This window comes from Haloferax sp. Atlit-12N, assembly GCF_003383095.1.
GTDB lineage: Archaea > Halobacteriota > Halobacteria > Halobacteriales > Haloferacaceae > Haloferax.
Genome location: NZ_PSYW01000001.1, coordinates 149,006 through 161,795 on the forward strand (window position 1 = coordinate 149,006; position 12,790 = coordinate 161,795).

18 protein-coding genes are annotated in these 12,790 nt (G+C 65.4%); 8 read left to right on the forward strand and 10 right to left on the reverse strand.

Annotated features, from left to right (window positions below; all coding sequences use genetic code 11):
- The first annotated feature begins 2 nt into the window (after window positions 1-2).
- On the forward strand, window positions 3-137 hold the full coding sequence (locus C5B90_RS21160) for a hypothetical protein (RefSeq protein WP_255516588.1): 135 nt from the start codon (window positions 3-5) through the stop codon (window positions 135-137).
- A 45-nt stretch (window positions 138-182) separates the two neighbouring features.
- Here C5B90_RS21160 and C5B90_RS00770 read toward each other — a convergent pair whose 3' ends face one another.
- Window positions 183-419, reverse strand: a complete 237-nt coding sequence (locus tag C5B90_RS00770; protein ID WP_115878302.1) for a hypothetical protein — start codon at window positions 417-419, stop codon at window positions 183-185.
- The gene (locus C5B90_RS00775; protein WP_115878304.1) at window positions 419-847 is read right to left on the reverse strand and encodes a DUF5796 family protein; all 429 of its coding nucleotides are present in this window, start codon (window positions 845-847) and stop codon (window positions 419-421) included. The genes C5B90_RS00770 and C5B90_RS00775 overlap by 1 nt, the downstream gene beginning before the upstream one ends.
- Window positions 848-1,004: 157 nt before the next feature.
- On the opposite strand from C5B90_RS00775, the gene C5B90_RS00780 reads away from it, so the two are divergent.
- On the forward strand, window positions 1,005-1,874 hold the full coding sequence (locus C5B90_RS00780) for a shikimate kinase (RefSeq protein WP_115878306.1): 870 nt from the start codon (window positions 1,005-1,007) through the stop codon (window positions 1,872-1,874).
- Window positions 1,871-2,182 carry a chorismate mutase gene (locus C5B90_RS00785; RefSeq protein ID WP_004063556.1) on the forward strand — a complete coding sequence of 104 codons (312 nt, stop codon included), beginning with the start codon at window positions 1,871-1,873 and terminating at the stop codon, window positions 2,180-2,182. The genes C5B90_RS00780 and C5B90_RS00785 overlap by 4 nt, the downstream gene beginning before the upstream one ends.
- Window positions 2,183-2,383: 201 nt before the next feature.
- On the opposite strand, the gene C5B90_RS00790 is transcribed toward C5B90_RS00785, so the two are convergent.
- On the reverse strand, window positions 2,384-3,370 hold the full coding sequence (locus tag C5B90_RS00790; protein WP_115878308.1) for a calcium/sodium antiporter: 987 nt from the start codon (window positions 3,368-3,370) through the stop codon (window positions 2,384-2,386).
- 241 nt (window positions 3,371-3,611) lie between these two features.
- A complete protein-coding gene (locus C5B90_RS00795; RefSeq protein WP_115878310.1) occupies window positions 3,612-3,998 on the reverse strand; it encodes a CopG family ribbon-helix-helix protein in 387 nt (128 codons plus the stop codon).
- A 107-nt stretch (window positions 3,999-4,105) separates the two neighbouring features.
- Here C5B90_RS00795 and C5B90_RS00800 point away from each other — a divergent pair, with 107 nt between their 5' ends.
- The 4 genes from C5B90_RS00800 (at window position 4,106) to C5B90_RS00815 (ending at window position 7,717) form a co-directional block, all read left to right on the forward strand.
- Entirely contained in the window at window positions 4,106-4,954 is an 849-nt protein-coding gene (locus C5B90_RS00800; RefSeq protein ID WP_115878312.1) for a hypothetical protein, read from the forward strand.
- Window positions 4,955-5,201: 247 nt separating this feature from the next.
- The gene (locus tag C5B90_RS00805; protein WP_115878314.1) at window positions 5,202-6,452 is read left to right on the forward strand and encodes an RNA-guided endonuclease TnpB family protein; all 1,251 of its coding nucleotides are present in this window, start codon (window positions 5,202-5,204) and stop codon (window positions 6,450-6,452) included.
- Window positions 6,453-6,508: 56 nt separating this feature from the next.
- On the forward strand, window positions 6,509-7,168 hold the full coding sequence (locus tag C5B90_RS00810; RefSeq protein ID WP_115878316.1) for a LysE family translocator: 660 nt from the start codon (window positions 6,509-6,511) through the stop codon (window positions 7,166-7,168).
- Window positions 7,169-7,291: 123 nt separating this feature from the next.
- Window positions 7,292-7,717, forward strand: coding sequence for an OsmC family protein (locus C5B90_RS00815; RefSeq protein WP_008093087.1), 426 nt, complete (start codon window positions 7,292-7,294; stop codon window positions 7,715-7,717).
- 56 nt (window positions 7,718-7,773) lie between these two features.
- On the opposite strand, the gene C5B90_RS00820 is transcribed toward C5B90_RS00815, so the two are convergent.
- Window positions 7,774-8,580: an aminoglycoside N(3)-acetyltransferase gene (locus C5B90_RS00820; protein WP_115878318.1), complete on the reverse strand. Its 807-nt coding sequence runs from the start codon at window positions 8,578-8,580 to the stop codon at window positions 7,774-7,776.
- An 84-nt stretch (window positions 8,581-8,664) separates the two neighbouring features.
- Between C5B90_RS00820 and C5B90_RS20675 the strand changes: the two genes are divergently transcribed.
- Window positions 8,665-8,916, forward strand: a complete 252-nt coding sequence (locus C5B90_RS20675) for a hypothetical protein (RefSeq protein ID WP_199517421.1) — start codon at window positions 8,665-8,667, stop codon at window positions 8,914-8,916.
- Between the two features lie 2 nt (window positions 8,917-8,918).
- On the opposite strand, the gene C5B90_RS00830 is transcribed toward C5B90_RS20675, so the two are convergent.
- The 5 genes from C5B90_RS00830 to C5B90_RS00845 all read right to left on the reverse strand — a co-directional run bounded on the left by C5B90_RS00830 (window position 8,919) and on the right by C5B90_RS00845 (window position 12,663).
- Window positions 8,919-9,143: a hypothetical protein gene (locus C5B90_RS00830; RefSeq protein ID WP_115878320.1), complete on the reverse strand. Its 225-nt coding sequence runs from the start codon at window positions 9,141-9,143 to the stop codon at window positions 8,919-8,921.
- 110 nt (window positions 9,144-9,253) lie between these two features.
- Window positions 9,254-9,379 carry a hypothetical protein gene (locus tag C5B90_RS21165; protein ID WP_255409901.1) on the reverse strand — a complete coding sequence of 42 codons (126 nt, stop codon included), beginning with the start codon at window positions 9,377-9,379 and terminating at the stop codon, window positions 9,254-9,256.
- 70 nt (window positions 9,380-9,449) lie between these two features.
- Window positions 9,450-10,241, reverse strand: a complete 792-nt coding sequence (surE, locus tag C5B90_RS00835; RefSeq protein ID WP_115878322.1) for a 5'/3'-nucleotidase SurE — start codon at window positions 10,239-10,241, stop codon at window positions 9,450-9,452.
- Window positions 10,242-10,352: 111 nt separating this feature from the next.
- Window positions 10,353-11,756, reverse strand: coding sequence for a small ribosomal subunit Rsm22 family protein (locus C5B90_RS00840; RefSeq protein WP_115878324.1), 1,404 nt, complete (start codon window positions 11,754-11,756; stop codon window positions 10,353-10,355).
- A 115-nt stretch (window positions 11,757-11,871) separates the two neighbouring features.
- Window positions 11,872-12,663: a prephenate dehydrogenase/arogenate dehydrogenase family protein gene (locus tag C5B90_RS00845; protein ID WP_115878326.1), complete on the reverse strand. Its 792-nt coding sequence runs from the start codon at window positions 12,661-12,663 to the stop codon at window positions 11,872-11,874.
- Window positions 12,664-12,790 lie beyond the last annotated feature (127 nt).

The window sequence follows — 12,790 nt, forward strand, 5'->3', positions numbered from 1 at the left end:
GCATGGTTGCCACGACCGAGAAAGACGGCGCGACGTGGTACCGGTGCGAAGAGTGCGGGATGCTGTTCGACGTGGAGTCGGACGCCGAGGCCCACGAGGAGAACTGCGATACGGACAGTCCGTCGTACTTGCAGTAGCGGCGCGCGCGGCGAGGGCGACGAGAGCGACGCCGGTGACGCCGGCTACGCCGGGTCGTGTTCGTCCGCGAGTCGCTCGGCGTGGTCCAGCGAGGTCGCGCGTTCCCAGCGGACGCGCTCGGCGTCGCCGTAGGCGAGCGCCTCCTTCAGTTCGTCGCGGAGGACGCCGACGCCGCGGCCGACGAGGTCGCCGTCCGCATCGCCGAGTTCGTAGTAGCCGTAGGATTCCGGAGCCTTTCCGATGGTCCGCTTTTCCAGCGGCTCCCAGCGCTTCCGGAGCATCACTCGGCGACGAACTCGTAGGAGTCCTCGCCCCAGTCGTCCTCGACGAAGACGAACACGCGACCGCGGGCGACCTCGGGGTCGGCCTCGATTTCGAATCGGTGACCGGGCACCCGCCGGACGAGGACGCCGGGGAACAGCTCTTCTTCGTCGCCCTCGCCGAGGATGACGCGGCCGACGCCGCTCGATTCGAGCACGTCGTCGTGGCTCTTGAGGTCGTTGACGTACATCATGACGCCCTCGGTCTCGGTGGGGTCGGTGACGAGGACGTGGACCTCCTTGCCGGGGGCGGTGGCGAGCGTGCCCGTGACCGCTTCGGGGACGCCCCGGTAGACCGTGGTTCGGTTGTCGATGTACTCCACTTCGACGCCGTAGTCGTGGAGTTCGACGCCGAGTGTGCTCGGGGCGATGTCGCTGCGGGCGCTCATGGCTCACCGTTGCCGCGGGGACGGCAAAAACGTCGCGTCTCGGGACGGCTCGCGAGCGACGGTCTCGAACGCGTCGCCGCCGCGCCGGTCCCCGAACCTACGGGCGAAAACGGCACGGACCGCCACACATAACACGATGTGCCAACCTCCGGCAAGTATGCACGGCCGAGCCACCGCCCTCGGGGCGGGCACCGTCTTGAACGCCCTCGCGACGGCGACCGGCTCCGCGTTCGCCATCGACGCGGAGACCACCGCGTCGGTCGAACTGGACGACTCCGGCGAGGTCCGCGGCAGCATCGCGGAGGCCCCCGACGCCGACACGCGGCTCATCGAGCGCTGCGTCGAACTCGCCGTCGAGGCGTTCGGCGACGGCGAGGGCGGCACCGTCGAGACCGAAAGCGACCTGCCGATGGCCGCCGGCCTCAAGAGTTCGAGCGCCGCGGCCAACGCGACGGTGTTGGCGACGCTCTCCGCGCTCGGCCGCTCGGTCGGCCCCGGCCCGGACGCCGATATCTCACGGCTCGACGCCTGCCGGATGGGCGTCCGCGCCGCCCGCGAGGTCGGCGTCACCGCCACCGGCGCGTTCGACGACGCCTCGGCCTCTATGATCGGCGGCGTCGTCGTCACCGACAACACCGAAGACGAACTCATCGTCCGCGACGAGGTCGACTGGGACGTGCTCGTGTGGACGCCTCCGGAGCGCGCCTACAGCGCCGACGCCGACGTGAGCCGCTGTGAGAACGTCGCTCCGATGGCCGACCTCGTCGCCGACCTCGCGCTCGAAGGCCGCTACGCCGAGGCGATGACCGTCAACGGCCTCGCCTTCTCGGCCGCCCTCGACTTCCCGACCGACCCCGCCGTGGAGGCGATGCCCATCGCCGACGGCGTCTCGCTGTCCGGGACCGGCCCGAGCGTCGTCGCCGTCGGCGACCGCGCCGACCTCGAACGCGTCAAAGAACTGTGGGACGCCCGCGAGGGGGAGACCCGACTGACGACCACCCGAACCGACGGAGCACGAATCCAATGACAGACGACACCGTAGACGCCGCCGCAGAATCGTTTCAGGACATGTCCCTCGACGAACTCCGCGAGGAGATAGAGGATATCGACCGCGGCATCGTCGAACTCATCGCCCGCCGGACCTACGTCGCCGACACGGTGGCGAAGGTCAAAGCCGAAAAGGACCTGCCGACGACCGACGAGTCCCAAGAAGAGCGCGTGATGGAGCGCGCCGGGAAGAACGCGGCCCACTTCGAGGTCGACTCCAACCTCGTGAAAGCGATTTTCCGACTGCTCATCGAGATGAACAAGGCCGAACAGCGGCAGAACCGGTAGTCGAAATATACTGTCTCAGTGCTTCTATCGCTAACCGGTGACGCGTTCTTCTTCCAGCCGTTGTCTTTTTTGGTCGGTGACAAGTGACACGATTCCATAGCCGTGCGGGGCACGGTCTGTGTACAGAGGAACAAGGAGAACGCCCCGAGACTTGACGAGTCGGAACTGCTACCCGGCCGATGCACCACGGATTTATGTGAGCTATCCGACCAGCCCAGCGATTCCGAGAACCCACCGACCAATCTCGGATGTTGCAAACAGGGCACCTTCCGTCCGAGACAGTTCTCGTTTCGTCCAGAAGGCAGCAACCATCAGCAGGGAGACTCCGGCCAGCCATGCTAGCGTCTCCAGTGCCAGACCACTCACGGCGAGTGGACGAATGACCGCCGCAACGCCCAGAATCCCCGTGACATTGTAGATATTGCTGCCGACAATGTTGCCAACTGAGACACCGAAGCTCCCCCGCTGGATTGCCACCAGCGAGACAGCGAACTCCGGTGTCGACGTGCCCGCTGCGACGATGGTTCCGCCGATGACCCAGTCGGAGATACCGACGCCGCGAGCCAGTTCCGATGCGGCGACCACCATATAATCACCACTGACTAGAACTGTCGCTAATCCACCGAAGAGGAGTACGACATCGCGCCCACGGAATGTCGCCCTCTCCGTCGCTGGGCGAGTTATCACTCCTTCGCTGGGGTCCTGACCGGTGGGTACTGTTGAGTCCGACTGGGTGGTGCGGAGTAGATACGCCGTATAGGCGACGAACACACCGACAAGGAGGACGCCTTCGAGTCTTGTCACCTGAAGATTGAAAACCGCGATTCCACCGACGAGCGTGCTCGCCAGTAAAGCGACGCCGTCACGACGAACGAGTGACTCTGCAATCGGGAGTACCTTCAGTAGGGAGATGACGCCCAGAATAAACGCCAGATTGTAGATGTTCGAGCCGAGGACGTTGGCGACTGCGATATCACCCGCCCCCTTGAGCGCGGCATCGACCGAAACCACGAGCTCTGGTGTTGACGTTCCCATCGCGACGATCGTCAGCCCGATTGTGAGATCGGAGAGTCCGAACCGTCGAGCCAACCGGACGACGGCGTCGACCAAGAGCCGCGCGCCGATCCACAGCCCCAGTATCGAGAGAAGAATCACACCGATTTGGACAACTGGGCCACCTTGAACCATCGTACTGATCTACTGCGGGTCGGTCAATCAAAGTTGGGTACCCAGTTTCCACTGGTAGCAAACGATGATCTATGACGGTCCTGTAAGTGACTCTGCGTCTGAACCGCTCAAATATTTTAATTCGATCTATTTAGGTCTGAATTTTGTCTGTCTGAACGAGGCCGAACGGCGGTAGCATCGGTAGCTCGACGCGTTAATCCTCACCCCACCCGATCAGTTGAGCCGGAGGCGCTTCACTGCGTCACTCCCGGATGACCATCACCTTCACGCGATGGACCGCGTCGAAGTCCCGGAGCCGGTAGGTCAGTTCCCGGACGCGTGCTGCGGGGCCGCGGCAGAACAGCGATTCGAGACACCACTCGCCTTGGTGGGTGTGGCTCGTGTTGAGGATGACGTCCTGAAACTCGTGTTGCGTCCCGTGAAGCTCGCGAATCACGTCGTGGTGGCGGTAGTCGAAGCCGACGAGCGCGACGACCTCGCCGGACACGTCTTCGAGTCGGGCGTGGGACTCGATGAACTCCTGCATGGCCTCTCGGACCGCCCGCGACCGGTTCTCGATGCCCTCGTCGCGCCACGCCCGGTCGAACTCCTCGACCAATTCGTCGGGGATGTTGAAGCTCGTCCGCATCGTGTCCTAATTGGTGCGCACAGCTACAAGAGTCCCCGTTATGACGATAGCCTCGATTCGGTATTAACAACCGCTATACCTCTCGTTTTCCACGGATACAGTAGTCTATGGCCTCGAACGAACTGCTCGGGCTCGTCGTCGGCGCGGTGGCCCTCGGAGCCATCCACGGCGTCGAACCGGGTCACGGCTGGCCCGTCGCGGCCTCGTACGCCCTCGACCAAGCGAACAAGTGGGTGTACGGATTCGCGGCGAGTTTCATCCTCGGAATCGGCCACCTCGTCAGCAGTATCGCGATGGTGGGCGTGTTCTTCTACGCGAAGGAGTACTTCGACCTCACACAGGTCAACGAGCCGGTTACGATACTCGGTGGCGTCCAAATCGGCGGGCAGGTCAGCCTCGTCGCGGGCGTCTTGCTCATCGCGCTCGGTATCCGGGAGTACTACCACGGACACGCTCACGGTACTCACGGGCACGACGACGGCCACGGGAGTCACAGTCACGGCGATGGCCATGCAGACGGCCATGACCACGGGCATTCACACGACCACAGCCACTCACACGACCACGACGGTCACACCCACGATGACGGCGGGTTAGGCTCTCGTCTGAAGGGATTTGTCCCCTTCGTCGGCGGGCACTCTCACTCGCACGGCGACCTCGACGACGCCGCGGACCGCGGCCTCCTCGGTATCGCGTGGTTCGCGTTCGTCCTCGGGTTCGCCCACGAAGAGGAGTTCGAGATTATCGCGCTCTGCGCAGGGTCGAACTACTGCCTCGAACTGATGAGCGCCTACGCCGTCACCGTCATCGTCGGCATCGTCGGACTGACGATGTTGCTGATTGCGGGCTACGAGCAGTACGAAGACAAAGTCGAGAAGTACACGCCGTATCTCCCAGTGTTCTCCGCGGCCGTGTTGGTCCTGATGGGCCTCGGCTTCATCACAGGAGTGTTCTAATCGGCTTCGGACCGCCGGCACCCGACTTGCGCCGGTCCACTCCGCGTTCGGACCTCGGCGATAGAGCTATCACCCGGCGACGCATCGACTCGGTCACGAGGTGATGTCTATCTTTCTTCGAGGAGAGAATCCCGCCGTTTACGGCGGGGGTGAATCCGACACGTCCCTCGTAATCCACCGTCGATAGCAGGCTGGATATTCCACGCCAATCCGTAGGATTAAGTAAATATTCCTACATAGGCTATGTATGGCGATTCAGGTCACTCGCACCTACGTTGGTTCCATCCAGAACCACCAACAGGTCTGCGATGGCCTCGACTCGCTCGGAGATTCTGCCTCAAAAATCTGGAACGTCGCACGATGGACAGCAGACCGCGTATGGGACGAGGTTGGTAAAATCCCAAACGAAGGTTCGCTCAAATCGTACATGAAGAACCAAGCGTGCTGGAAAGATTTGAACGCACAATCCAGTCAGAAAGTCATCGAAGAACTTTCCGACGCTTTCCAGTCGTGGTTCGACCTGCGACACAAAGACTCGAAGTCGAATCCGCCCGGCTACCGAAAACACGGCGACAAACGACCGCGTTCCACGGTCACGTTCAAAGCAGACGGGTTCAAACACGACCCCGAGAACAATCGGGTTCGACTCTCGAAAGGCTCGAACCTCAAAGAATACTGGTCAGACTTCCTACTCTGCGAGTACCAGACTCGCCCCGACGTTGACCTTTCAGAAGTCAACTCGGTGCAGAACGTTCGTGCCGTCTGGAACGGAGACGAATGGGAACTTCACTTCGTCTGCAAAGTCAGTCTCGAAACCAACGACTCCGCAGGCGACAAGGTGGCAGGAATCGACCTTGGCACCAAGAACATCGCCACGGTCGCGTTCCCCAATGAATACGCCCTGTACCCCGGCAACTCGCTCAAGCAAGACAAGCACTACTTCACGCGAGCTGAGTACGATACCGAGGGTGAGAACGGCCCGTCTGAGAAGTCGATGTGGGCACGTCAAAAACTGGCTGACCGTGAGTCACACTTCTACCACACACTGACGGACACCATCATCACGGAGTGTGTTGAGCGCGGTGTTGGTACGCTCGCAGTGAGTTGGTCCGAAAACGTTCGAGAGTCTGACTGGGGCAAGACCGGCAACAAGAAACTCCACACATGGGCGTTCGACCGTATCTACCAGTACCTCGAATACAAAGGCGAGATACGTGGGGTTGAGGTGCTGAAGGAGAACGAGTGGAACACCTCAAAGACATGTTCTGCGTGTGGAGACGACACGAAAGGGAACCGCACCCATCGTGGGTTGTACGTGTGCTCGTCATGTGGATTGGTAGCCAACGCGGATTGCAACGGGGCGGAGAACATGCGGCAGAAGATAACTCCGAGTCCTCACGGTGAGGATAGGAGTAACGGCTGTGTGGCACAGCCATCGACATACTTGTTCGACCGCGAGAGTGGGACGTTCAACACGAGAGAACAGGTCGTGTCGTAAACCAGCAAATATCCCAACTTGCGGTACGGGAAGCCCCGTCGTTTACGACGGGGAGGATGTCACTAACGACCACAATCGGAATCTTCGTCCGCGGACTCGTTCTCGGCGTCTCGATAGCCGCGCCGGTCGGTCCAATCGGTGTATTGTGCATCCAGCGAACGCTTTCTAAGGGCCGTCGTTCGGGCTTCGTCAGCGGACTCGGAGCGGCGTCCGCGGACGCGGTCTACGGGGCCATCGCGGGGTTCGGTCTCGCCGCGCTCTCGTCGGTCCTGCTCGGACACCGCAACGCAATCGCTCTCGCCGGCGGCGCAATCCTCCTGTACATCGGCGTCCAGTCGATTCGGGGCGACCCGGCGTCCGTCGAGTCGGCACCGACGACCGAGCAGTCGGCCGTCGCATCGCCCGATTCGAACGCCCGGACCCTCGCGGCCGACTTCGGGTCGACGTTCCTCCTGACGCTGACGAACCCGGTGACGATACTGGCGTTCGTCGGCATCTTCGCCGGCTTGGGCGTCGGCGTCTCCGGCGACTACCTCGCAGCGGCGGTCCTCGTCGCGGGCGTCTTCGCCGGGTCGGCGCTCTGGTGGTTCGTCCTGAGCGCCGCCGTCGACCGCGTCCGGGAGCGCGTCACCCCGGCGGTCCTCCGTCGGGTGAACCAACTCGCCGGCGTCGTCATCGTCGGGTTCGGCGTGGCGGCGCTCTGGAGCGGCCTGTAGCGCGCCGCCCCGACGGTCCCGACTCCGGTCGACTCCGGCCGAGCCTCGCCGACCTCTTCGAACCGCTCCGAATCCTTCCCCGTCGTCACCTCCATATCGCTGGCGGCCGTATGCGTGCGTGAGATGCCCACGCACAAAGCGGAGACGACGTGGACCGGTGGCAAAGACGGCAGCGGCGAGTTCTCGACGGAGAGCGGGACCGTCGAGGGGACGTTCACGTTCCCGACGCGGTTCGAGGACGAACCCGGGTCGAACCCCGAGGAACTCATCGGCGCGGCCCACTCCGGCTGTTTCTCGATGCAGTTGACCGCGTTCCTCGAAGGCGAGGGCTACGCGCCGACGAGCCTCCACACCGCGGCCGACGTGCACCTCGACCCGGCCGACGGCGGCGGTTTCGAAATCTCGCGCATCGACCTGACGCTCGACGCCGACGTGCCCGACATCGACGAGGAGACGTTCGCCGAACTCGCCCAGCGCGCAAAGGAGAGCTGTCCGGTGTCGAAGGCGCTCGCCGGGCCGGAAATCACGCTGACCGCGACGCTCGCCTGAGCGCGCGTCGCCCGCTGTTTTTTGTGACTCAACCGAGTCGGCCACGACATCCTCCTTCAGCGGTTCGACTCGAACCAGTCTTCGGCGAAATCGACCAGCGCGGGCTGGTCGAGGAGCGTCGCCGTCGCGGCCGCGACCGACCCCTCGGTCGCGCCGACGGTCGTCTCGAACGCTTCGCCGACCGCCTCGAAGTCGTCGGTCTCGACCGCCATGTCCTCGTACTCGACGACGACGCGCTCGCCGTCTCGGAGCAGCGGCGCGCGCTCGGTCGTCCGCGTCTTTTCGAAGTCCGCGCGGTGCTCGGCGAGGTGGAGCGAGGTGTTGTTCCCGTGGCCGACGCCGAGCAGGAGCACGTCGCCGCTGCGGTCGTACACCCGCGCCAGCGGCGACCCGTCGCCGAGGCCGTAATCGAGTTCGTGGCGGCCGACGATTTCCTCGGCGGCCGCGCCCCACGCCGCGAAGGAGACCGTCGGATGCTCGCTGCGGACGACACCGGGGTAGTTGCGGAAGCACTCAGGTACCGCGCCCATCCCGCGAGTCGGCGTCACGTCGGGACGGAACGGCGGCATCGACTCGCCGATGACTTCCACCCAGTCGTCGGGGACCGGCGGGTTCTCCCACGCCGACGGGTCGGTGTACTGGCCCGTGTGGGTCGGCATGACCAGCGTCCCATCTTCGGTCAGCACCGCCTGGAGGGCGTCCACGACCGCCTGCGGGCCGCCGGCGACCCAGCCGAGCGAACTGAGCGACGAGTGGACGAGGAGGGTGTCACCACGCTCGACGCCGAGCGCGCGGAGGTCCGCGGCGAGCGAATCCACGGTGCCGGGTTCGTCCACGCGCTCGATTGCGTCTGCTTCGGACATACGCGTCCGTCGGCCGGCCCGGGGTTTACTCTTTGGTGTCGGCCGACCGAAAGGACCACCTTCGCCCCCGGCGACGCGTTCGGTATGTCACGCGTCTCCGCCCGTGACGCCCTCCGCTATGCGACCGAAGACGACGCCGTCGTGCTGTTCGCCGTCATCATCGGCGGTTGGGTGTTGCTGACTATCGGCACGTTCGCCCTCGCAGGCTACGGGTTCGGTCTGATGTTCGCGCTCGGAATCGTCGCCTCACTCGCCGGGGCGCTCGCGCTGTTCGCCGGCGTCGTCGGCCTCGCGTACAAACTGCTGGTCGACAGTCGGCGGGCGGGGGCGGAATAACTTCAGTTCACGGCCCGAGAGAAGCCGACGTAGGTCACGTAACAGAGCCCGCCCATCACGAGAAAGACGAACTGGTAGCCGGTGTTCGAGACGATGTCGACGACCGACTGTGCCGGTCGAAGCAGTTTCAGCCACAGAACCATGCCCGCGCCGAGCATTCCGACAAGCCAGAGACCTCCCAAGAGCGGCCGCTGTTTCAGATAGTCGTTGAGCTCGTCACGGCTCATGACATTCAAATGTCAATATTCATATAAAAAGGCGACGGTGAGGCTCGGGCCGCATGCGTGGCGCATCGCGCGAGTCGCCGCGGTCGACAAGACCCTCCGAAGGGCGGACCTCAGAAGAACTGTTCGAACAGCCGTCCGAGGAGGAGGATGACGAGCGGGATGCTAAACAGCACCGCGATAGTGACGAGAAAGCCGGTGACGCTTCCCGACTCGGCGGCTTGGAGAAACGGGGTCATCGGTCTCGTCGGCGTTTCAGGACCCTCGGATATACGCTTTGTTGCCACCGGACGACGCTCGACGCTCGGCCTACTCCAGATACGTCTCGGCGAGCGCGTCCAGCGCCTCGTGGCGGTGGGTCGTGTGCGGCGCGGTCAGCGGCGAGACCGACACGCGGCCCTCGACGACGGCCCGGCGGTCGGTGCCGTCGGGGTCCGGAATGTCGCCGGTTTGCATCCGCTCCCAGACGCGGTCGTGGAGCTTCACGGTCCCGTTTTCGAACTCGGCGGTCATGTCGTACAGTTCCGAGGGAACCGTCACCTGCATGTCTGCCGGGTCGCCGCTGGGGTCGCGCATGGGCGCGTTGACGTTGAGGTAGTCGCACTGGTCGAAGACGCCGGCCGGCTCGGCGTGTTTGACGAGGTACGAGGCCGCGTGGGTCGCCTCGCGGAAGTCCCGCGGGTCGGTCGCCTTCTCGTGCCACGGCATGTCGCCGCCGGCGGGGACGTACAGCGAGAGAGCGATGGCGGGCACATCGAAGAACGCGGCCTCGACGGCGGCGCTGACGGTCCCCGACCGCCCGAGGACGTACGCGCCGATGTTTGCTCCCTTGTTGATGCCGGAGACGACCATGTCCACGTCGGGGCACAGCGCCTCTAACCCGGCGACCGTGCAGTCGGCGGGCGTCCCCTCCAGCGCGTAGCCGAGTTCGTGCTCGGTGACGACCGCGTCGGTGGACATCTTCCGCCCGACAGCGCTCTGGTCCGTCGCGGGCGCGACCGCGGTCACGTCGGCGAACTCCAAGAGGGCGTCGTAGAGCGCGCGGAAGCCCACGCTCTCGATGCCGTCGTCGTTGGTGAGGAGGATGCTGGGTTCGCTCATGGTCCGACTGGGGACGGAGCGCGCAAAAAGCCACCCGTCGGACGCAACATGTCCCGAACCGGCGGCCGACGGTAGGTGACTGCGACCGACGCCGGAGACGACGCGGCCCGCTCAGGCGACGCGGTCGACGAGCGTCTCGTCGTCGACGACGAGGTTGTACGCCTCTTCGTCGTCGTTCCAGAGCGCGAGGACGTTCTCGAAGACGAGCACGTCGCCGTAGTCGGCGTCGGCCACATCGGCGTTCAGCACGGTGTCGCGGGTTCGGACGGCGTAGTGGTCGACCGCCTCGCTCCCGTCGCCGATTTTGAACACCTGGTTGTTCCCCTCCGAGAGGTCGTGGCTCAGTTTGACCGCCAGAAGGTCGATGCGGTTCGTGACGTGGCGCTCCATCTCGGCCATCTTGGCGAACCGCGCGGGGTTCCCGCGCACGTCGAGGCGGCGCTCGCCGTCGGTCCGGAGGACGCTGTAGGAGTACTGCACGTCCACGTTGACGAACGTTCCCTCGTCCTCGTCGCTGTCACGGCCCTCGTCGAGGCGGCGCTGGAACCCCGGCACGTCGAGGTCGGGCTTCACGTCGAACGACCAGCCCCGGTCCGAGGGCGCGTAGCCGTCCCAGAGGCGGAGCGTCGGCGAGTACACGGTCACGTCGCCGTCGGCCGGCGCGACCTCGCGTTCGACCTCGCGGAGGCCGATACTCGTGTTCCGGTCGGCGGGCGCGATGGCGACGATTGTGCCGTCGTCCGCGAGGGCGTCGAGGTACTTCTCGACGACCGCGACGGGGTCGTCGAGTTCACTCAGGACGCTGGCGAAGAGGACGACGTCGTACTCGCCGTCGGGGTCGAACGCCTCAGCGGTCTCGCGGTGGACGGTCGTCCGGAAGTTCCGGCGGGTCTCGCCGAGCATCCGGTCGAGCACGTCGGCGGAGGCGCTCGGCTCGACCGCGTGGTAGTCCACGACGGAATCGTCGGGGAGGTAGTCGTGGAGGCCGAGCGCGGGGCCGCCCGTCCCGGCACCCACGTCGAGCACGCGGGGGTTTCGCGGGAGCAGGCTCCGCTCGGCGAGGTCAGAGAGGACGTAGCCGACGACGGCGTAGTAGTCCGGGAGGTGGTATATCCCGTAGCCGAGCGCGGCGTCCTCGTCGTACTCGACGGGGTTGCCCCGGTAGTAGTCCTCCTTGAGTTGGCGGACGCGCTCACGGAGGCGGTCGCCCGACTCGCCGACGTGCCAGTTCGCGCCGTAACGCCCGATAAGCAGGTCTTCGAGGGCGAAGGAGTAGTCGTCGGGGAAGGCCGCGGGCGACCAGTTCTGAAACGGCGCGGGGTCGTCGTTCGCGGGCACGAACGTGCCGTCGTCGCGCTCGAACAGGCCGAGGTCGTGGGCCTCCTCGCGGAGCGTCTGTTTCACCACGGCGGGGTGCGGCGCGCCCTCGATGTACTCGGCTATCTCGTCGGGGTCGATGGGGCGGACGTTTCTGAGGTACTTCGCGTTGTCGCGGACGGCGTCTCTGTCTATCATCGGTGGACTGTGGAGCGAGTCGCCGTCGCCCGCGCGGGAGGTGTCGGGCCCGCTGCGGGGCGTCGGCGTCGGTGTCTCCCTTCACTCGTCACTCGATAGGGTCGTGCTTGTCGGTCTAGTCGCGGTCGCGACTGCGGTCGTCGGCGCTTGCCGGGGTCTGGTCGCCCGGCGCGTCGTCGCCGCGAGAGACGCGCCGATAGAGGTCGGCGAACGCCTCGTCGTCGGCCGCCGCGAGGTCGCGGGCCGCGTCGGCGACGCGGTCGGCCCCGTCGCCGAACGACGATTGGATGTCCGCGTACACGCGCGGGGTGCCGCCGGACACCGAGGCGACGAGTTCGTCGAGCGCGGCCGAAATCGGCGTGGCGAACTCCTCGCGCACGTCGGCGGCGGCGAGGCCGAACGAGAGGACGGCCGCGTGGGCGGCCGCCTGCACCGTCTCCATCGCCGCGTCGTGTTCCTCGGGCGTCGTCTCGAAGACGCGGTTTCCGGCCGCGTCGAGGTCGGCGAGCAGGGCGTCGGTGTACGCGCCCGGTTCGTCGGCGACGGCGGCGACGTTGCCGGGGGCGTTGTGCGGGGCGAAAAGCGGGTGGAGGCTGAGTCGCTCGCGGTCGGGGAGGTGGTCGCGCATCGCCGCCACCGGCGGTCCCATCGCGCCGGTCACGTCGCACATCGCGGCGTCCGCGCGGTGGGCGTTGTCGGCGACGGCGTCGGACGCGAGCCGCATCGGGACCGCGAGACAGACCACGTCGAACCGCTCGTCGCCGTCCAGCGGGACCGCCCGCCCGCCCAGCGCGTCCGCTGCGGCGACAGCGCTCTCGGGGTCCGCGTCGGCGAACGCGAGGTCGGCGTCGACGGTGCGGCCGAACCAGCGTCCCATTGCACCCGCGCCGACGATGAGCACGTCCATCGGTACGGGTGTGGAGGTGCGGCGGGCAAAAGGGAATCGGTGGCGGCGGGTGTGGCGAGACCGGAGTCGGTTGGAGGGCTCCGAATCAGCAGTTATTTTGTTGACAGCTCAGACGCTAGTGAACGAA